The organism is Yoonia sp. 2307UL14-13, assembly GCF_037572755.1.
GTDB lineage: Bacteria > Pseudomonadota > Alphaproteobacteria > Rhodobacterales > Rhodobacteraceae > Yoonia.
The window spans coordinates 72,187-89,713 of the sequence record NZ_JBBIFZ010000002.1 but is presented as its reverse complement, the minus strand read 5'-3'; the positions used below and the strand labels follow the sequence as shown (position 1 = coordinate 89,713).

Annotated in this window: 21 protein-coding genes; 12 read left to right on the top strand and 9 right to left on the bottom strand. The window is 59.1% G+C overall.

Going from position 1 to position 17,527, the window contains the following annotated elements:
- The first annotated feature begins 16 nt into the window (after positions 1-16).
- The 4 genes from V8J85_RS07880 (at position 17) to V8J85_RS07865 (ending at position 3,996) form a co-directional block, all read left to right on the top strand.
- Complete coding sequence (locus tag V8J85_RS07880; protein WP_339953175.1) at positions 17-2,416, top strand: heavy metal translocating P-type ATPase; 2,400 nt, start codon at positions 17-19, stop codon at positions 2,414-2,416.
- Positions 2,413-2,799, top strand: coding sequence for a Cu(I)-responsive transcriptional regulator (gene cueR, locus V8J85_RS07875; RefSeq protein ID WP_339953174.1), 387 nt, complete (start codon positions 2,413-2,415; stop codon positions 2,797-2,799). The genes V8J85_RS07880 and cueR overlap by 4 nt, the downstream gene beginning before the upstream one ends.
- A 77-nt stretch (positions 2,800-2,876) precedes the next feature.
- Complete coding sequence (locus V8J85_RS07870; RefSeq protein ID WP_339953173.1) at positions 2,877-3,497, top strand: NYN domain-containing protein; 621 nt, start codon at positions 2,877-2,879, stop codon at positions 3,495-3,497.
- A 37-nt stretch (positions 3,498-3,534) separates the two neighbouring features.
- On the top strand, positions 3,535-3,996 hold the full coding sequence (locus tag V8J85_RS07865; protein WP_339953172.1) for a DUF427 domain-containing protein: 462 nt from the start codon (positions 3,535-3,537) through the stop codon (positions 3,994-3,996).
- On the opposite strand, the gene V8J85_RS07860 is transcribed toward V8J85_RS07865, so the two are convergent.
- Together V8J85_RS07860 and V8J85_RS07855 are read right to left on the bottom strand one after the other, a co-directional pair.
- Positions 3,997-4,464 carry a HugZ family pyridoxamine 5'-phosphate oxidase gene (locus V8J85_RS07860; protein WP_339953171.1) on the bottom strand — a complete coding sequence of 156 codons (468 nt, stop codon included), beginning with the start codon at positions 4,462-4,464 and terminating at the stop codon, positions 3,997-3,999.
- Position 4,465: 1 nt separating this feature from the next.
- Complete coding sequence (locus tag V8J85_RS07855; protein WP_339953170.1) at positions 4,466-4,882, bottom strand: excinuclease ABC subunit B; 417 nt, start codon at positions 4,880-4,882, stop codon at positions 4,466-4,468.
- Between the two features lie 116 nt (positions 4,883-4,998).
- On the opposite strand from V8J85_RS07855, the gene V8J85_RS07850 reads away from it, so the two are divergent.
- The gene (locus V8J85_RS07850; protein ID WP_339953169.1) at positions 4,999-5,301 is read left to right on the top strand and encodes a DUF1467 family protein; all 303 of its coding nucleotides are present in this window, start codon (positions 4,999-5,001) and stop codon (positions 5,299-5,301) included.
- Here V8J85_RS07850 and V8J85_RS07845 read toward each other — a convergent pair.
- Genes V8J85_RS07845 through V8J85_RS07830 form a run of 4 tightly spaced genes read right to left on the bottom strand, consistent with a single transcriptional unit; the run spans position 5,273 to position 7,924 of the window.
- A complete protein-coding gene (locus tag V8J85_RS07845) occupies positions 5,273-5,956 on the bottom strand; it encodes an EI24 domain-containing protein (protein ID WP_339953168.1) in 684 nt (227 codons plus the stop codon). The genes V8J85_RS07850 and V8J85_RS07845 overlap by 29 nt on opposite strands.
- Complete coding sequence (locus V8J85_RS07840) at positions 5,953-6,531, bottom strand: nitroreductase family protein (RefSeq protein WP_339953167.1); 579 nt, start codon at positions 6,529-6,531, stop codon at positions 5,953-5,955. The genes V8J85_RS07845 and V8J85_RS07840 overlap by 4 nt, the downstream gene beginning before the upstream one ends.
- A 55-nt stretch (positions 6,532-6,586) precedes the next feature.
- Positions 6,587-7,687, bottom strand: coding sequence for a class II histone deacetylase (locus V8J85_RS07835; RefSeq protein WP_339953166.1), 1,101 nt, complete (start codon positions 7,685-7,687; stop codon positions 6,587-6,589).
- Positions 7,688-7,690: 3 nt separating this feature from the next.
- On the bottom strand, positions 7,691-7,924 hold the full coding sequence (locus V8J85_RS07830) for a hypothetical protein (RefSeq protein WP_339953165.1): 234 nt from the start codon (positions 7,922-7,924) through the stop codon (positions 7,691-7,693).
- Positions 7,925-8,028: 104 nt separating this feature from the next.
- On the opposite strand from V8J85_RS07830, the gene V8J85_RS07825 reads away from it, so the two are divergent.
- The 3 genes from V8J85_RS07825 to V8J85_RS07815 all read left to right on the top strand — a co-directional run bounded on the left by V8J85_RS07825 (position 8,029) and on the right by V8J85_RS07815 (position 10,438).
- Positions 8,029-8,733 (top strand): M48 family metallopeptidase, encoded by a 705-nt coding sequence (locus tag V8J85_RS07825; protein WP_339953164.1) that lies wholly within the window; start codon positions 8,029-8,031, stop codon positions 8,731-8,733.
- Between the two features lie 82 nt (positions 8,734-8,815).
- Positions 8,816-9,640, top strand: a complete 825-nt coding sequence (locus tag V8J85_RS07820; RefSeq protein ID WP_339953163.1) for an AraC family transcriptional regulator — start codon at positions 8,816-8,818, stop codon at positions 9,638-9,640.
- 432 nt (positions 9,641-10,072) lie between these two features.
- The gene (locus tag V8J85_RS07815) at positions 10,073-10,438 is read left to right on the top strand and encodes a GFA family protein (protein ID WP_339953162.1); all 366 of its coding nucleotides are present in this window, start codon (positions 10,073-10,075) and stop codon (positions 10,436-10,438) included.
- Here V8J85_RS07815 and trhA read toward each other — a convergent pair.
- Positions 10,435-11,073 (bottom strand): PAQR family membrane homeostasis protein TrhA, encoded by a 639-nt coding sequence (trhA, locus tag V8J85_RS07810; protein ID WP_339953161.1) that lies wholly within the window; start codon positions 11,071-11,073, stop codon positions 10,435-10,437. The genes V8J85_RS07815 and trhA overlap by 4 nt on opposite strands.
- A 137-nt stretch (positions 11,074-11,210) precedes the next feature.
- On the opposite strand from trhA, the gene V8J85_RS07805 reads away from it, so the two are divergent.
- From V8J85_RS07805 to V8J85_RS07795, 3 genes are all read left to right on the top strand, one after another.
- Positions 11,211-11,570: a diacylglycerol kinase gene (locus V8J85_RS07805; protein WP_339953160.1), complete on the top strand. Its 360-nt coding sequence runs from the start codon at positions 11,211-11,213 to the stop codon at positions 11,568-11,570.
- 55 nt (positions 11,571-11,625) lie between these two features.
- Positions 11,626-12,156: a tetratricopeptide repeat protein gene (locus tag V8J85_RS07800; protein ID WP_339953159.1), complete on the top strand. Its 531-nt coding sequence runs from the start codon at positions 11,626-11,628 to the stop codon at positions 12,154-12,156.
- 79 nt (positions 12,157-12,235) lie between these two features.
- Positions 12,236-12,460, top strand: coding sequence for a hypothetical protein (locus V8J85_RS07795; protein WP_339953158.1), 225 nt, complete (start codon positions 12,236-12,238; stop codon positions 12,458-12,460).
- Between the two features lie 52 nt (positions 12,461-12,512).
- On the opposite strand, the gene V8J85_RS07790 is transcribed toward V8J85_RS07795, so the two are convergent.
- Positions 12,513-12,791, bottom strand: coding sequence for a hypothetical protein (locus tag V8J85_RS07790; RefSeq protein WP_339953157.1), 279 nt, complete (start codon positions 12,789-12,791; stop codon positions 12,513-12,515).
- A 325-nt stretch (positions 12,792-13,116) separates the two neighbouring features.
- Positions 13,117-13,422 carry a hypothetical protein gene (locus V8J85_RS07785; protein WP_339953156.1) on the bottom strand — a complete coding sequence of 102 codons (306 nt, stop codon included), beginning with the start codon at positions 13,420-13,422 and terminating at the stop codon, positions 13,117-13,119.
- A 147-nt stretch (positions 13,423-13,569) separates the two neighbouring features.
- On the opposite strand from V8J85_RS07785, the gene V8J85_RS07780 reads away from it, so the two are divergent.
- A partial coding sequence (locus V8J85_RS07780; protein ID WP_339953155.1) for an SdrD B-like domain-containing protein occupies positions 13,570-17,527 on the top strand: 3,958 nt, incomplete at its 3' end.

Genomic DNA, 17,527 nt, shown 5'->3' with positions numbered 1-17,527 from the left:
CCTTATGTAATGCGGTATGGAGCAGACAACCCTCAAATTCCCGCTGGACGGGCTGTCATGCGGATCTTGTGTCGCTCGCGCGGAAAGGGCGATCAACGCGGTGCCGGGTGTGCGCGCGGTGCATGTGAATCTTGCTGATACTAGCGCGGCTGTGACGCTGGAGAAGAGTGTAACACAGGACGTCTCTGACGCATTGCAGGACGCTGGCTATCCGGCAGTGCCGACGCAGGTGGATCTCATGATCGAGGGCATGCATTGCGCATCATGCGTGGGCCGGGTCGAAGGGGCGCTATTGGCGGTTCCCGGTGTCCTGTCCGCGCAGGTCAATCTCGCGCAGGGCAGCGCCCATGTGACCACTCTGGGGCAACGCGAACCGCTGAAGGCAGCGATTGCATCTGCCGGCTACGAAGCGACATTGCAAACCGACACGGAAACAGATCATCAGTCAGACGAAGCAAACAGCTTTCGCCGTCAATTCCTAATTGCAGCCGCCCTGACCATCCCGGTCTTCGTTCTCGAAATGGGCGGTCATGTCGTCCCGGCCTTCCATCACTGGATCGGGCAAACGATTGGCCACCAGAACAGCTGGTTGATCCAGTGCGTGCTCGCTACCGCGGTGCTGGTCTGGCCGGGTCAGGTCTTTTTCACCAAGGGTGTCCCGTCCCTGCTTCGCCGCGCGCCGGATATGAACGCGCTGGTCGTTCTAGGCACGAGCGCGGCATGGCTGTTTTCGACGACCGCCCTGTTTGCGCCGAACCTTTTGCCCGAAGGCACGCGGGTCGTCTATTACGAGGCCGCCGCGGTCATCGTGACCCTGATCCTTCTTGGTCGTTGGCTGGAAGCGCGCGCCAAAAGCCGCACGGGGGCTGCGATCCGCGCGCTGGCCGGGCTACGGCCGAAAACAGCGCGCGTTTTGCGCGACGGGGCCGAGGTCGATATCGCCATCACCGACATTCAGATTGATGACACTTTGATTATCCGCCCAGGCGAACGCATCCCGACAGATGGCACGGTGACAGAAGGTGAAAGCGCCGTAGATGAAAGCATGATCAGCGGTGAGCCGCTGCCTGTCACCAAAATCACCGGCGATCCTGTCGTGGGCGGGACGATCAACGGAACTGGTACGCTGACCATGCAGGCCACGAAGATCGGTGCTGATACCGTCCTGTCCCAGATCATCACTATGGTGCAGGACGCACAAGGCGCGCGGCTGCCGGTGCAGGACCTCGTAAACCGGATCACAGCCTGGTTCGTTCCGTTGGTCATCGCGATCGCAACCGTCACGTTCATCACATGGCTTGTATTCGGCCCAAGCCCCGTCGTGTCTTATGCACTGGTCGCAGGTGTCTCTGTCCTGATCATCGCCTGCCCCTGTGCGATGGGGCTTGCGACGCCGACGGCGATCATGGTGGGCACTGGGCAGGCGGCCAATCTGGGTGTGCTGTTCCGGCAGGGCGATGCATTGCAGACATTGGGGCAGGTGGATGTCGTGGCCTTCGACAAAACCGGCACGCTGACGAAAGGCAAGCCAACGCTGACCGATGTCACCGCCCTTAGCGGTGATCAGGACGCGCTTTTGCGCGACGTTGCGGCGGTCGAAAAACGGTCGGAACACCCACTGGCCCAAGCGATCCTTGCCGCTGCGCCTGTTACCCTGCCCGAGGTCAGCCATTTTGAAACTCACACGGGCAAGGGTCTGTCAGGCATGGTCAAGGGGCGCCATATCCGGATCGGCACCGCCCGATGGTTTGACGAATTGGGTATCGAGACTGCGGACACCGACAGCCTTGCCGACGCGGGCAAAACCCCCGTCCTTGTCGCCGTTGACGGGCAACTGGCGGGCATGCTCGGGATCGCCGACGAAATCCGGCCAGAGGCCGCCCGTGTCATCCAACGACTGAAATCCCAAGGCAAACAGGTGGCGCTGATCACAGGCGATACCGAACGCACCGGACAGGTCGTGGCAACGAAACTGGGTATTGATCACCTGATTGCCGAGGTGCGTCCGGATGGAAAAGTCGATGCCATCCGCGAACTGCAGCAAAACGGTCGAAAGGTCGCCTTTGTGGGTGACGGGATCAACGACTCACCCGCGCTCGCAGCCGCTGATGTGGGGATCGCGATTGGCACAGGCACCGATGTCGCGGTCGAAACCGCCGCCGTTGTGTTGATGTCCGGCAATCCCAACGGGGTTCTCAACGCACTCAGGATCAGCCGCGCTACCATGCGCAACATCAAACAAAATCTTTTCTGGGCCTTCGGCTATAACATCATGCTCATCCCCATCGCGGCTGGTGTTCTGTTCCCAATGACCGGCATTCTTCTTTCACCGGGCCTTGCTGCCGGGGCGATGGCACTATCGAGCGTTTTGGTCGTCACCAATGCGCTTCGCTTGAAACGAATCGAAGCCTCATGAATATCGGAGATACCGCCGCCCGCACCGGCCTGCCCGCCAAAACGATCCGGTACTATGAAGATATCGGGCTGGTCGTCCCGCGACGGAGCGCCAATGGCTACCGCGTCTTCAGGGACGCGGATGCACATAAACTCACCTTCCTTGCCCGCGCACGACAGCTGGGTTTTTCTATCAAGGATTGCCGCAACCTTCTCGCGCTTTGGGAAGATCAGACGCGGGCGAGCGCCGAGGTGCGCGCCATCGCCAAGGACCATCTGAGCGAGATTGACGACAAGATCGCCGGGCTGATGGCGGTGCGCGATACGCTTGCCGATTTGGTCGATCGCTGCGCAGGTGATGCGCGTCCTGACTGCCCGATCCTGAAAGGGCTGGAAGGGCCATAAAATCACCCCGATCCTGCCTTTGGGATGCACCCATTACGTGTGATTGTAGCATCGATAGGTGACGACGGGTACAATACATGCGGTTGATGAAAGGAACGTTGATCGGGCTACTGACGCTGCTGGTTTTCTGCGCGGCGGTTCTTCCCGAAAATGCGGAAAAGGCGCGGATTATAGACGGGATCGGCAAAGGCATCTTTGTCGTCTTCGGTCTTTTGACGCTGGGCTATCTGACCCGATTTGCATTGTGGTCACGACGCCCCAAACCGCAGCACCCCGTCAAACAAGTGTCACCTGGTCGCCCGATCGTTGTTGATGGATCTAACGTCATGCACTGGGCGGGTGAACCGTCGGTAGCGGTCCTCAGTCGTGTGCTGGCGGAATTGAAGCGCCGGGGGATGCAACCGTTTGTCTATTTCGACGCGAATGTCGGCTACAAACTTTTCGACAAAAAGATCAAACCGGCGGACCTTGCCGCGCGCCTCGATTTGCCCCCGGCGCAAGTGACCGTCGCACCCTCGCGCACGCCCGCGGATGAGGTCCTGCTCGAACGGGCTGTCAATGATGACCTGCGCGTTGTCACGAATGACCGCTTCCTCGACTGGAAGCAGCGATTTCCCAAGGTCGGCGACAAGGGTTTCCTGATCAAAGGCATGTGGAAAGAAGGCAACGTCATTCTGTTGGGTCTCGGCAGAGCCTGAGCCTTGACGTTCAAGGCGCGGCAGCCATGTCTGTCGTATGTCTTTACCTACTGAAAATGTCCAAGACTATCCGCGCCCGCCCGCGCTTGAAAAAGTGTCAGAGCGATTGCGCGTTTTGGTCGGTGATCAAACCATTGCTGACACAACGAATGGCTGGCGCGTGCTAGAAACCCATCACGCCCCAACATACTACATCCCGCCCGAAGATGTGCAGATGGAAATGCTGTCCCCGTCTCGACGGGTCAGCCATTGCGAATGGAAGGGGCGGGCCGCGTATTTCCATATCGGCGCGGCCCGGGATGCGGCTTGGGGTTATCCCAAACCGAACAACCGCTTCGCGCCGATCAAGGACATGTTGGCCTTCTACGCCAGTGCGGTCGATGTCTGCTATGTCGGCGACGAAAAGGTGATGCCCCAACCGGGTGATTTCTACGGAGGCTGGGTGACAGCCAACCTGACCGGCACGATCAAAGGCAGCCCCGAAACGATGGGGTGGTAGTCAGGTCAAATCGGAGGGGGCCAGCCGATACGCCTTGCCGAAGCCACCGTTCAGATGCACCTCTGTCGGTATCAATTCGAACATAAGGAAATCGGTGAAATCGTAGTACAACTGCGCTTTGGGTATCGCCGTCAGCCAACGTTGTTTCCATGCAGCTTTGTCGGCTTCAATCGCGTCGCATAGCAGCGTCATACGCGGATGTGTCAGTGGATCAACTTTGTCACCCGGTTCACCGACCAATACCGCGCATGCGCGGTTGGCCTGCAGGGCAGCGGTATGGGTGGATAGCGTCGAAATCAGCGTCAGTAATGTGCCATCCGCCCAAATCATCGCGACCCGCGCGACATACGGCACTGGTCGTTCAGGCAGGGTGACGGCCAATGCGCCGTAGCGCACGCCGCGCAGCAGATCACGGGCGAGCTGACGTGCTTCTTCATCGGTGGCATTGATCGGATCACGCCGCGCCATCTCAGGACAAGGCGTCGCTGGGGCAATCGCGAAAGGCGCGGATCGCGGGGCCGATATCGTCAAGCGGGATGTTCACCGATGCCTCCCCAGCAAACGCAACCGCCCGGGTGCCGAACTCCAGGCCATCCAATACGTTGCCAAATCCGCGATCGACGACGGTCAGCGTAGTGCCATCGGTGCTTAGCATGTGGCGATCGGTTTGAATGACGAAGGATCGCACACCGTCGAAAGCGATCCCGAATATCGGCGCCTCGGGCCACACGCCCGATGGCAATGTGATCGCGATACGATACTCTGGCAGGTCGGGGTCGAAGGTCACCACAACCCCATTGCGCGCCAGCGTACAGATCGGGTCCGACCGAAACTCCCATGCGGATAGTGGCGTTGCAAGGCACGTCAGAAGAAGGAACAGTCGCATACCTAAGAGATAGCGGAACGATACTGATGGTCAAAGTGACCCCCACAAGACATCACCCCTTGTCTCGACGCCGGATTGGCGTAGGTCACAGGGCGCAGACAATGTGAGGAATAATAATGGGCCTCGTCTCAGCCATCGTTCTTTTTGCCGTCGTCTGGGCGATGGTGTTTTTCGTGGTGCTGCCATTGCGGCTGACCACACAGGGTGAAACAGGCGACATCGTCGAAGGCACCCACGCCTCGGCACCCGCGGATGCGCAAATCGGGCGCAAGGCCAGGGTCACCACCTATTGGGCCCTGCCGATATGGGCAATCATCGCAGGCACAATCTTGTCTGGGGTGATTTCGGTTCGTGATATCGACTGGTTCGACCGGATGGCGACACCTGCCGTCAGCGCAGGCGATGATAGAGGTGAGTAAAGGTCGCGGCCCCTAGGATCGGGATCACCAAATTGATCAGTGGGAAAGATAGCGGCAACGCCATAAGACAACCCGCCAACCAGATCTGGCCCGCATGTTTTTCGCGCAACGCGCGGGCACCTTCGCGCCCTTCGCGGCGCATCGCCGCAAGCTGGAAATATTCGCGGCCCAGCAGAAAACCGTTCAATGCATAAAAGATAAAGACCGCGGCGAACGGAAAGATCACGTAAAGAATAAAGGCCATGATGTTGGCCCCGACCAACACGCCAAGAAAATTGACCGTATCGCGCAAACCCTCGCTGAATCCGACCTTACGAGCAGGGGGCAGATGCGGGTGATGCTTATCCTCGACCGCTTGCGCGATCTCGTCGAGGAACAGGGAGGTAATGGCCGATGCCACCGGGATCATCAGAAAAATCGACAGGACGATGACAAGGCCAAGTGACCCCCAGCTCAATAAATCGCCCAGCCACGTGACCTCGCCCGCGAAAGGCAGCGACACAGGGCCCTGCGTCAGCCATTCGACCAGCCACAAAAGCAGCGCATAAACCGCCACAAGCAAAGCAAGGGTCAAGGCGATCCCGCGCCAAAGGACACCTCGAAATCTGCGGTCGGGCAACTGCGCCAACGCCTTCGCGAAATCTGCGAATATCACGTGTCGACCCAAGTCGTGATAGCCCCCAGATCGGGCCGTGGCCGCTCTGGGGGCGCGGTCGTTTCGGTTCCCAAATGGATCAGGCCCGCGACATGTTCGTGGTCAGCAAGGCCAAGCCCGTCACGTATGAATTCCCGATCATGGCTGGGCCAGCCAGACAGCCAGTTCGCGCCCCACCCCGACGCCAGCGCCGCGTTCAAAAGCGCAAGGCATGCGGCGCCCGCGGAATAGACCTGCTCGATCTCAGGGATTTTTTCGGAGGTTTTCGGGCTGCTGATGACGGCGACGGCCAGATCGGCATTCGCATATTGGAGGCGTGCCTTTTCGATCTGTTCCGGCGCATGGCCCAGTGCAGTACCGCGTTCCGGCACCATCGCTGCCAAACGCAGCAGGGCGGTCTTTTGCAGCACGATGAATCGCCATGGCTCCAGCTTGCCGTGATCTGGCGTCCGGGCGGCGGCAGTCAGGATCGTCTCGAGAGCCCTGTTGTCCGGCACCGGTGTCGCCAATGTCTTCGCAGGGCGTGATCGGCGGTTCAGCAGAAAATCGAGGGCGGCGGGATTCGGGGTGGGCATGGCGATCCTTTCTGTCAGCCAGTCTCACCTATGTGCGGCCCTTGATGATGGCAAGCTACGCCAGCGCGTTGGCCATGTCGTCCAATATGCCATCCAGGAATGTATCGAGTCGTACATCTGGCTGACGCAGGTCGAACGTCGCGGCCATCGGATCAGGCGCATGCACGTCGCTGCCAGACATCACCTCCAGCACACGGTGCCCGCAGAACGGCACATAAACCTCGGAATATCCACCCTCATGCACCATGACCAAACGGCCATTGCAAACGTCAGCGGTCAGATCCATCACCTGTTGGGTCATCGCGCCGAAGGTCTCTGATGTTGCCAGCATACGGCCCAATGGATCATTCGCAGAGGCATCGAAACCACAGGCGACAATCAAGACATCGGGCCGAAACGCGCGGATCGCGGGCAGGGCCACCCGATTCATAGCTGACAGATAACCATGATGGCCCGTTCCAGGTGGCAGAGGAATATTGAGGTTGAAACCCTGGCCGACATCAGCGCCGCGATCCGTGAAGGCGCCGGTATCCATCGGATAATTCCGATCCTGATGTAGCGAAACCGTCAGCACATCCGCACGATCATAGAACACCGCCTCGGTGCCGTTACCGTGGTGAACATCCCAGTCCAAAACGGCAAACCGCCCGGCCAGTCCGGCGGCTCTGGCTGCTTCGATCGCGATGCCGATATTGTTCAGCAGGCAAAATCCATTAGGGCGGTCGGGAAGGCAGTGATGGCCGGGCGGTCGAGACAGGGCGTAGGCATTACTCAATTCGCCGCACAGGACCGCAAACAATGCCGCCTTGGCCAAACCAGCCGACAGCGCGGCAATCTCGAACCCACCCGGACCAAAGGGCGCGCGCAATCCGATCTCACCTCCTTGGTCGTCCGACAAGGTCTTGAATGCGCTGAGATAACGTTCAGGATGCACGCGCCGCAGATCGTCCATCGTCGCTGCTGTGGCACCTGACATCAACAATTCCTTGGCCAGACCCGTCACGTCGATCAGGTTTTTCAGGCGGCGTTTGCTTTCGGGATTTTCAGGCAATCCGCCCGGTAAGGGCTGCACCAGTCCACCGACCGGTAACATCCCGGCATAGTTGCCACCCGCATGCCAAAAGCACTTCTCATCCCAAAAGAACCCGGTCGTCACCACCTAGACCTTTTTCAACTGATACACACCCTCGGGCAGGTCCAGTGCGGCGCGCAAATCGCGCAGTTGGCTCATCGAGAGGGTAATCTGCACGATCTCGTCCGTGCGTGGGTCGGCCTGGCGCAAGGTCACGCAATCCTCGAACGCGCTGATCGTGATATCCTCGATCAGCGGCGCTTTGCCTTCGTCGATCAAGGTGACGATCGTCGCATCATATTCGTGTTCGATCGTAAACATGGGACCGACCCTAGCCGCTGCAATCTGCCGTGCAAGGCCTTTGGGTCTGGTCGGTCCAGTGTGACGTGCTAAAGTCGGCCTCGACCAACGATTGGGAGAGAAGAATGCGCATTTTACCATTGGCTTTGATTGCGGTTCTTGCCGCGTGTGAACCGGTCGTCGAGCAAGCGCCCGTCGACGCGCCGAGAGTCCAGCAACAGCAGGCCACCCCGAAACTGTCGACTCGGGCGGCGCTTGCGAATTTCAACAGGGCCAAAGCACGTGTCGAACCTGTTGCCGAACAAGTCTGCCGTCAGCGTGCGCCAAACCTGAATTGCGATTTTCGCATCATCATCGATGAACGGTCTGGACAAGGGATCAACGCTTACCAAACGCTCGACCGTAGCGGACGTCCGATCATCGGTTTCACCGTGCCGTTGATCGCGGATGCACGCAATCAGGACGAAATCGCCTTCGTGATGGCGCATGAAGCTGCGCATCACATTCAGGGTCACATCGCACGACAGCAGCAAAATGCGACCGTCGGTGCCATCGTATTCGGTCAGCTCGCTGGCGCGCTCGGGGCTCCGAATTCGATCGATACCGCACAGCAGATCGGGGCGACCGTCGGCGCGCGCACGTATTCGAAAGAATTCGAGCTCGAGGCGGATGCACTTGGAACACGTATCGCCGCGGCCTCCGGTTACGATCCGCTAAAGGGGGCTCAGTTCTTTTTCCGCATTCCTGATCCGGGCAACCGTTTCCTTGGCACACACCCCGCCAATGCCGATCGGCTGCGGACGGTTGAAAGGGTGGCCGCGGGCCTCTGATCCGGCAAAATAGCAAGTGCGATCAAGCGGCAGGAGCGATATGACGTTAAGCTGGCCCTCGTGAACGTAAGCGAGGGTATGCATGTCGCTGGTCGCAAAACTTGCCTGGCTGATCGAACTCCGCCTGACCGAAGCCATATCGCTGAATGATCTGGCATCGGCCTGCGCGGTCAGCCCCTATCACATGTCGCGGGCCTTTCGGCAGGCGACTGGGCTGGCCCCAATGACTTATCTGCGGGCGCGGCGGTTGTCGTGCGCAGCACAGATGCTGGCCGACGGCGATGCAGATATTCTGCAAGTGGCGCTCGATATCCAATACGGCTCTCATGCCGCGTTCACCCGGGCATTCGCAAACTACTTCGGGGTCACGCCCGAAGCAGTGCGCAAGGCCCGGTCAACGCAATCCCTGATCCTGATGGAGCCCTTGAAAATGAAAAAAGACATGCTGGTCGATGTAGCCGCGCCGAATATCATGGAACGTGTTGCCTTTCGGATCGTGGGTATCAGCGCGCAATGCACGTTCGAAGACAACAGCGCCATTCCCGGCCTTTGGCAGCAGTTCAACGCGCGCGAAGGGGAAGTGTCCGAAACACCCGGCCCAGCCTATGGCGTCTGTTGCGATGCAGATGACAGTGGGCATTTTCGCTATGTGGCCGGCATGGAAAATGCCGAAGGCACGCTTCCCAAAGGTATGGATTCGGTCGATATCCCCGCCGGGCGTTACGCCGTTTTCCAACACAGCGGCCATATCAGCGACCTGCCGAAAACGGTCTATACCATCTGGAACAAGGCCTTGCCTGAAAGTGGGCACCAACTACGCAGTGCGCCGGATTTCGAAATTTACGATCAGCGTTTCGATCTGGCGACGGGGCGCGGTGTGGTCGAGATTTGGATGCCCGTTAAATGACCCCCCAAAAAGATCATCCGCCTGTGTGGGACGACACAGGCGGATGGAAATGGTGTAGGCCGCTTGTATGATCCGGACACCATTGGATCATTGCCTATGACGGTCGGGCGGGGGATGATTGCCCTATGTCGTGGCGTAGCGGCACCATTTGTCGCGTAATATGCGACGGTTTCCGAACCGGCCCGGCATGATCACGTGCCGGCGATCATGCGGGCGGTCGGAATGGTTAAAATAGATACTCATCAAAACTTACAATATGGTCATCGTTAAAAGCCTGGGGGCTTGAAAACTCATCGCCCTTGGCAACACGTTAACATTACGTGAATGCAGGGTATGTGCGCATTGTCACAATGTCAGGTCCGGGTTTCCTTACCCTACGTCACATGCCCGAAATGCAGCAGTGAGCCTTACCGGTCCAAGAGGAGGCGAACCATGACCATCGAAGGTCGATGCCATTGCGGTGCCGTCAATTACATTTTCCGGCACACACCGCGCTGGGCGACGTCATGTAACTGCAGTGTCTGCCGCAAGATCGGTGCGTTGTGGATTTACGCGCCAATTCCGCAGGTCACGGTAACTGGCCCCACCATCAGCTATGCGCATGGTGGGAAATCACTTGCTTTCCACAGTTGCCGCATCTGTGGCTGCACCAGCCATTGGGAAAATTTGCTGATGGAAGGTGAGACGCCGCGCATGGCTGTCAACCTTCTGCTCGCCCCGCCCGACGTGATCGCAACGGTTCCGATCCGTCGCTTTGACGGCGCCGAGACATGGTCTTTTCTTGATCCGGTACCCTAACTCATCGCACCGGCGCCAACCGCGATCGCCGCAAAAAAGCAGGCCGAGGCAACGACGACGAAACCATGCCAGATCGCGTTCGAGAATTTCATTCCCTCCGCGGCGTAGAAATAGACACCTGCGGTATAAAGCAGACCACCTGTCGCGATCAGCGCCATGGCGACACCCGGCATGATCGGCCACAGCGACCAGATCAGCAAAAGGCTCAGCCAGCCCATGATCAGGTACAGGGCCGGCCCGAACTGCCCCGGTTTGCGCCAGAAAAACAGTTTCAGAACAATCCCTATCACGGCCAGCGCCCAAACCACGCCCAGCACGGCGTAGGCAAATGCGTTACCGATCATCACGACAAGCGGTGTATATGTACCCGCGATTTTCAGATAGATCGCGGCATGATCCATGCGCCGAAATGCGGGGCGCAGGTTTTCCCAGGGGGTCATGTGATACAATGCGGATGCGACGAATGTGCCGATCAGTGTCGCGCCATAGATCGAAACCGCGGCGATCTGACCCGGGCTCGACATGCCCGCCACCCAGATGATCAGGACGATTGCGCCGCTTACGGCACCGATCACGCCGACGGCATGCATCGCGCCATCCGCTATCCGTTCCGATCGGGCATAACTGGGGTACATGGCAAACTCCTTCGCTCCACCAAACCGTAGACGCTGCACCTGACAGATCAAACGTTTCGTAGGGTCATTTGCCTAAGACTTGGCATCTCCGTCAGGATCGCCCAATTTGGCAAAGATTTTGTGAAGAGAGGTAAGCGATGCTGAGGCAACAGATTTTGCGGGTGCGGCAGCGGATCATCTGGTCGTGGGACGGTTTGATCCATGTCTGGCGAACCGAAGGATCGCTGCGGCAATGGATGGTCGCGAATATCGTCTTCGGTATACTCGCCTTCATCCTGCCGCTGTCTGCCGGCGAACGGGGGATGCTGCTGATGGGCGGTGTTCTCGTCATGGCGGCCGAGTGTATGAACACCGCGATAGAACGGGTGGTCGATGATATCAGTCTCGATCGGCGCGATGCAGCGAAACAGGCCAAGGATGCGGGTTCCGCCGCCGTGGCCGTATCCTCCGTCGGCGTCGGCATTGCATGGCTCTGCGTGATCATCGGACTTTTCTAGCTGGCCCCGCGCCGCCTGCGGCCTATCTCGACGATGAACAAGTCAGGAGATCAGAATGCGCCTCGCCACCCTTGCCGTCGTCCTTACGCCGTTCGGTGCTTTCGCCGCGGGCAGCGCGGATCCGAAGCCACCCGCACCGACAGAAACGACCGAGAATTGTCCAGAGGGTCAGATTTGGGACTTGGCCACGCAAAGCTGCATGTCCCCCGAGGACAGCACCAACGATGACAGCGCAAGATTGGATGACGTGCGGGCCCTGGCCTATCGCGGTCACTACGCGGCGGCTTTCGACATTCTGAACAGCATTACGGATACCGACGACAGCTTGGTTCTGACGTATTATGGCTTCCTGCATCGCCAGACTGGCGACATCGCCCGCGGAATGGCCTTCTACGATGCCGCATTGGCGCAGGACGCGAACAACCTTCTTGCGCGTTCTTACATGGGTCAGGGCCATGTCACCTCTGGTCGGATGGCGTTGGCGCAAACACAGCTGGTCGAAATCCGAATTCGCGGCGGGCGCGGAAGCTGGTCGGAAACATCGCTCGCCCAAGCGATCGAAACGGGTGCGACAGTAAACTACTAGGCCTTGGACCTATGCGCACTTTGATAAATCAGGATTTGGCGCTATTCTTTTCCCCAAGTCAACATATAGGAGGTACGACATGCGACTGATGATCTGCACGCTGGCACTGCTCCCGTTCAGCGCGCTCGCACAAACGGCGACCGAAGAGATAACGCCCCTTCAAAGCGCACCAAGCTGTGCCGTGGGAACGGTATGGGATAACACTTCGCAAAGCTGCGTTCTGGCGGAACAGAACATCACACCACTGCAAAGCCACCCCGACGGGTATACTTGCGGTGGCAGTGCTAAATCGGTGACGTCCTAGATCAAAACTGTTTTCGCCGCCTCTTGTCGGGCGGCGTTATCACACGCGATCCTTACTTGGGGTCGATTGCACTGACTGGCGGTGTGCCATCGCCACCCGAGTCACCACCACCTCCATCGCCGCTGCCATTCGCAGCCACTGCACCAAGAAGTAGCAACGCAGCCGCTGGTAAAACCCATCCCGGCAGTGCATTTGCGGTATTTGCCTGCGCTGGCGCAACTGCAACAGGTTCACGCTCTACAATGGCATCCGCCAATCCCCCGGCGAAAGAGGCGGAGGACGTGGCAATTATAGCTGCGGTCAAAACCAACGCTAATTTACGCATTTTCATTTGTATTTCCCACAATAACCTCATCATCATCCAGTGAAGTGATCAGATCAATCCGTGTCAACCGAGAAGCTTCGCGGGAACCTCATTATTTGCGAGAATGCTGATTTCGGACCGCACAGACGGGAAACCGAAAATGAAATAGAAGGCCAGAGAGTTCAACTTTTCCCGCATTCTTTTTTAGGACATGGATTAAATGGTTAGCGCCTAAGATAGGTTTGTCGCGTTTAAGTATGTATGGATTGATCTATTTCTACTAAGGGCTATTGAAAGTCATTCTGCTATTTGCACCCGCCTAAAAAGTAAGCATGACGCCAAAGGCCGATGTTTATTGGGAAAGATTGAGCGTGTGGGGTCCGATTGTTTCCATACTGATGTCGAAAAGAAGCGATTTTTCGCTCAGCCAGCGCAGAACTGTAGAATCACTTGCCAGCGTAACAGGTGAAAGCACAACCCATATTTTTAGAAACCAGCTGTAATTTGCCGGGTCACCACCGACGGAGTGGCCCGACCGCTTGACCGAATCGTCGACAATGGCTCTAACTAGCCATACAGGAACATTTTTTTCCATCTGGTATACGAGTATTGTTGTGTGGGGGTACTGATAATGATGCAGTGTGTTCGTGACGTTCAAGTCGTCCAGCGGTCGACTCCGCTGGGCAAGTCGCGTGCATCTGCAATCCCACCAACGCTGAATGCTTTGCTATCACCGACACCACATCCAACCACAATAATGGAACCTGCCGCGCCTTGAGGGCGCGTCACACTGGGGGACATCCGCATGACGTATCAGAATTATCGTTGGTTTGCCTTTTCCGAAAATGACCTTCTGGCGGGGCGTCCGCGCGATCATTCAATTAGCGTCGGCGATGTTTTCGACATGCCGGCACGGGCAGATTTCGAACTCAGCGTGCGTGACGACGATCGCAAGTTGAGTGGCGATAAGTGTAATGACAAGTCGACGGATCACGACCAAAAGGCTTTCGTCAACGGCCACGCTATTCCCGGTCGCGACATGTATGTGGAACAGGTCTTTATTCTATGCGGGTCCGATGGCGAATATTACCGATTGGCCGAAATCGAAATAGAAGGATATCACGCCCCGGGTCGGGGCGATGACTTTTTTAGCTTTGTCGGTGCGGTGCCGCCAGCGGGAACGGAATTGGTCATCGTCGACGTGCACGATGTAAACGGTAGCGGGATCCCTTACGACGATTTCATGGACCGGCCCGCGGTCGACCCCAAAAACAACGCTCCCGAATTCGACAACCTTCCTGGAAACGGCGTCATCGAGATCGCAGAGAACAGCGATGACGTGATCGATATAGACGCCACCGATGATGACGGTGACGCGATCACCTATTCGATTGTCCCGGGTGCGGATAGCGATGCCTTCATGATCGATCCGGAATCCGGCGCGCTCAGCTTCGTCACACCGCCCGATTTCGAGAACCCGACTGATGTTTTTCGTCAGGATAATACCTACGACGTCACCGTTCGTGCGGATGATGGGAAGGGCGGCGTGACCGAAAAGACGCTTTGGGTGAAGGTCCGAAACGTCGATGAGGCCACTGATCCCGTCTGCATCGTCATCGAGGCCGAGACGATGGATTTGTCGGGCTTCCGTATCCGACATGGCGATAATGCATCGGATGGTGGTTTGGTGCGTCTCGAACATTTCGGCGGCAAAGGTGAGATCAGCACCGATTTCAACGGAGCAGCCGGGGCGTATGATCTGTCGCTGTTCGTTCAGGACGAAAGCGATGGTCAGTCCGAAATCAGCATCCTCGTGAATGGTGAAATCGTCGGTACTGCAGTTCTCGATGCCGATAGCGACGGTCGTGGCAGTGACGATGGGCGGTTCTCGGAGATCACATTCCCTGACATCGCCCTTGCCCCCGGTGACCGCGTGGCGATCCAGGCCGCAGGTGACGGCCACGAATACGTCCGCATCGACCGGATCGAACTCTGCCAGGACGGTCAGATTTGCCCGGATGGCTTCAGTTTGCTCGATTTCGAAGGAGTCGCCGCCGGCACGGTCGTCAGCGATCAATTCGCCGGCGTCACGATCACCGCGCAGCGTGACCGCGACAACACCGATGCCAATGACGCGATGTTGTTCGACAGCGCCAACCCGACCGGTGGCGACACCGATCTTGCCTTTGCCGACCAAGGCAACCTGCTGATCATCTCCGAAGACAATGACAGCAGCGATCCGGACGATGCGCTTGGCGGTATGATTACATTCGACTTCGACGCACCTTCCGACCTCCACAACATCAAAATCTTCGATATCGAGCAAGAGGGCGGTACGATTACGCTTACCTTGGCGTCCGGTGAAACCCGCATCATTCCGATCCCGGCGACCGGTGATAACAGCGAACAGACCATCGCCCTTGATGCCGCGGACGTCACACAGATGGAAATCGCATTGGTCAGCTCCGGCGCGATCGACGATCTGTGCTGGGCACCCGGCGCGGCCCCTGACGTTGGCGCGCTGACGGGTCGTGTGTTTATGGACGCCGATGACGACGGTGTGGATACGGATGAGATGGGCGTTGCGGGTGTGCCGGTGACGCTTGTCGATGCCGACGGCAATGACGTCGCCACGGTGACGACGGGGGCGGACGGATCCTATGTGTTTGCCGATGTGGTGCCGGGCAGCTACAGCGTGCGGTTCCCGACGGTGACCGATGACGGCAAGGTGCTGGTGGATCAGGATGCGGGTGACGACGACGCTGTCGACAGCGACGCCGATCCGGCGACGGGTCTGACGGCGCCGATCACGGTTGTGGCCGGTGAGACGACGGAAGATGTCGATGCGGGTCTGGCCGATCCGGGCACCGCCTCGCTCGGCGGGCGTCTGTTCGCCGATAGCGACGATGACGCGATCGACAACGGCAATGGCGACGAAGCCGGGATCGGCGGTCAGACGGTGATCCTGCAGGATGGCGATGGCAATGTGATCGCCGAGCAGGTCACGGGCGATGACGGGTCCTACCTGTTCGAAGACCTTGCGGCGGGCGATTATGTGGTGGTGTTCCCGACGGATGTGGATGGCCAGGGCCTTGTGGCCCAGGACCAGGGCGGTGACGAGACGGCGGACAGCGATGCGGACCCGACCACGGGGGCCACGGCAGTGATCCCGGTGGCGATCGGCGATGCGATCCGGGACGTGGATGCGGGGATCACCGCGCCCGCGGCGGGTGCGATCACCGGTGTCCTGTTCATGGATGCGGACAAGTCCGACACGCAAAGCGATGGCGACATGCCCGTCGCCGGTGCGGTGGTGACGCTGTTGCAGGGCGGCGTGACGGTGGCGCAGACCGAGACGGGCGCGGATGGCAGCTACAGCTTCGACGGGCTGGCGCCGGGTGACGATTACGTGGTGCAGTTCGGCAATCCGACGGACAAGGTCTTTGCCGGTCAGGATGCGGGCGATGACGATACGATCGACAGCGACGCGGATGCGACCGGACAGACCGGGCCGATCACGGTCGTGGCGGGCGCGACGACCGAAGACGTGGATGCGGGCCTGGTCGATCCGGGCACGGCGTCTCTGGCGGGTCGGATCTTCATGGATGGTGATGATGACGGCGTCGATGATGCCGAGATGGGTGTCGCCGGTGTGCCGGTGACGCTGCAGGATGCGGATGGCAACGACGTGGCGACGACGACCACGGGCGCGGATGGGTCATATGTCTTCGAGGACCTCGATGCGGGTGATTACGTCGTGGTGTTCCCGACGACCACCGCGGACGGCAAGGTACTGGTCGCGCAGGATCAGGGCGATGACGACGCTGTCGACAGCGACGCCGACCCGACCACGGGCGCGACGGCGCCGATCAGCGTGGGCGTGGGCGACGCGATCACCGATGTCGACGCAGGCGTCAGCGACCCCGGCACCGCCTCGCTCGGCGGACGGGTCTTCGTCGATAGCGACGATGACAGCATCGACAACAATAACGGCGACGAAGCCGCCGTGGCGGGCGTGCTCGTCACGCTGCAGGATGGCGACGGCAACGAAGTGGCGACGACGACCACCGATGACGACGGCAATTACCTCTTCGAAGACCTGGATGCGGGCGATTATGTCGTCGTCTTCCCCACCGATGTGGATGGGCTGACGCTTGTTGATCAGGATGCGGGCGACGATGACAGTGCCGACAGCGATGCGGATCAGGGGACAGGTGCGACCGCCGTGATCCCGTTGGCGATCGGCGAGGATATCCGTGACGTGGATGCGGGTCTCGAAGACCCCGGCACGGCGTCGCTCGGCGGGCGGGTGTTTGTCGATAGCGACGATGACAGTATCGACAACAATAACGGCGACGAAGCCGCCCTGGCGGGTGTGCCGGTGACGCTGTTTGACGCCGATGGCAACGAGATCGCCACGACGACCACCGATGACGAGGGCAATTACCTGTTCGAGGACCTGGATGCAGGCGATTATGTCGTGGGCTTCCCGCCGACCTTCAACGACCTGATCCTGGTCGATCAGGATGCGGGCGACGACGATACCGCCGACAGCGATGCGGGCGCCGACGGCCGCACCGCGCCGATCAGCCTCGGCATCGGCGCGGATATCCGTGACGTGGATGCGGGGCTCGAGGCCCCGGCCCCTGACGTTGGCGCGCTGACGGGTCGTGTGTTTATGGACGCCGATGACGACGGTGTGGATACGGATGAGATGGGCGTTGCGGGTGTGCCGGTGACGCTTGTCGATGCCGACGGCAATG

What these genes read in the sequence shown, in the direction of transcription:
- V8J85_RS07790 (WP_339953157.1), bottom strand. Translation starts at nt 12,791, where the DNA reads ATGAAAATGCGTAAATTAGCGTTGGTTTTGACCGCAGCTATAATTGCC.
- V8J85_RS07860 (WP_339953171.1), bottom strand. Translation starts at nt 4,464, where the DNA reads ATGGCGCGGCGTGATCCGATCAATGCCACCGATGAAGAAGCACGTCAG.
- V8J85_RS07865 (WP_339953172.1), top strand. Translation starts at nt 3,535, where the DNA reads ATGTCTTTACCTACTGAAAATGTCCAAGACTATCCGCGCCCGCCCGCG.
- cueR (WP_339953174.1), top strand. Translation starts at nt 2,413, where the DNA reads ATGAATATCGGAGATACCGCCGCCCGCACCGGCCTGCCCGCCAAAACG.
- V8J85_RS07805 (WP_339953160.1), top strand. Translation starts at nt 11,211, where the DNA reads ATGCTGAGGCAACAGATTTTGCGGGTGCGGCAGCGGATCATCTGGTCG.
- V8J85_RS07800 (WP_339953159.1), top strand. Translation starts at nt 11,626, where the DNA reads ATGCGCCTCGCCACCCTTGCCGTCGTCCTTACGCCGTTCGGTGCTTTC.
- V8J85_RS07855 (WP_339953170.1), bottom strand. Translation starts at nt 4,882, where the DNA reads ATGCGACTGTTCCTTCTTCTGACGTGCCTTGCAACGCCACTATCCGCA.
- V8J85_RS07870 (WP_339953173.1), top strand. Translation starts at nt 2,877, where the DNA reads ATGCGGTTGATGAAAGGAACGTTGATCGGGCTACTGACGCTGCTGGTT.
- V8J85_RS07850 (WP_339953169.1), top strand. Translation starts at nt 4,999, where the DNA reads ATGGGCCTCGTCTCAGCCATCGTTCTTTTTGCCGTCGTCTGGGCGATG.
- trhA (WP_339953161.1), bottom strand. Translation starts at nt 11,073, where the DNA reads ATGTACCCCAGTTATGCCCGATCGGAACGGATAGCGGATGGCGCGATG.
- V8J85_RS07825 (WP_339953164.1), top strand. Translation starts at nt 8,029, where the DNA reads ATGCGCATTTTACCATTGGCTTTGATTGCGGTTCTTGCCGCGTGTGAA.
- V8J85_RS07815 (WP_339953162.1), top strand. Translation starts at nt 10,073, where the DNA reads ATGACCATCGAAGGTCGATGCCATTGCGGTGCCGTCAATTACATTTTC.
- V8J85_RS07880 (WP_339953175.1), top strand. Translation starts at nt 17, where the DNA reads ATGGAGCAGACAACCCTCAAATTCCCGCTGGACGGGCTGTCATGCGGA.
- V8J85_RS07795 (WP_339953158.1), top strand. Translation starts at nt 12,236, where the DNA reads ATGCGACTGATGATCTGCACGCTGGCACTGCTCCCGTTCAGCGCGCTC.
- V8J85_RS07830 (WP_339953165.1), bottom strand. Translation starts at nt 7,924, where the DNA reads ATGTTTACGATCGAACACGAATATGATGCGACGATCGTCACCTTGATC.
- V8J85_RS07820 (WP_339953163.1), top strand. Translation starts at nt 8,816, where the DNA reads ATGTCGCTGGTCGCAAAACTTGCCTGGCTGATCGAACTCCGCCTGACC.
- V8J85_RS07840 (WP_339953167.1), bottom strand. Translation starts at nt 6,531, where the DNA reads ATGCCCACCCCGAATCCCGCCGCCCTCGATTTTCTGCTGAACCGCCGA.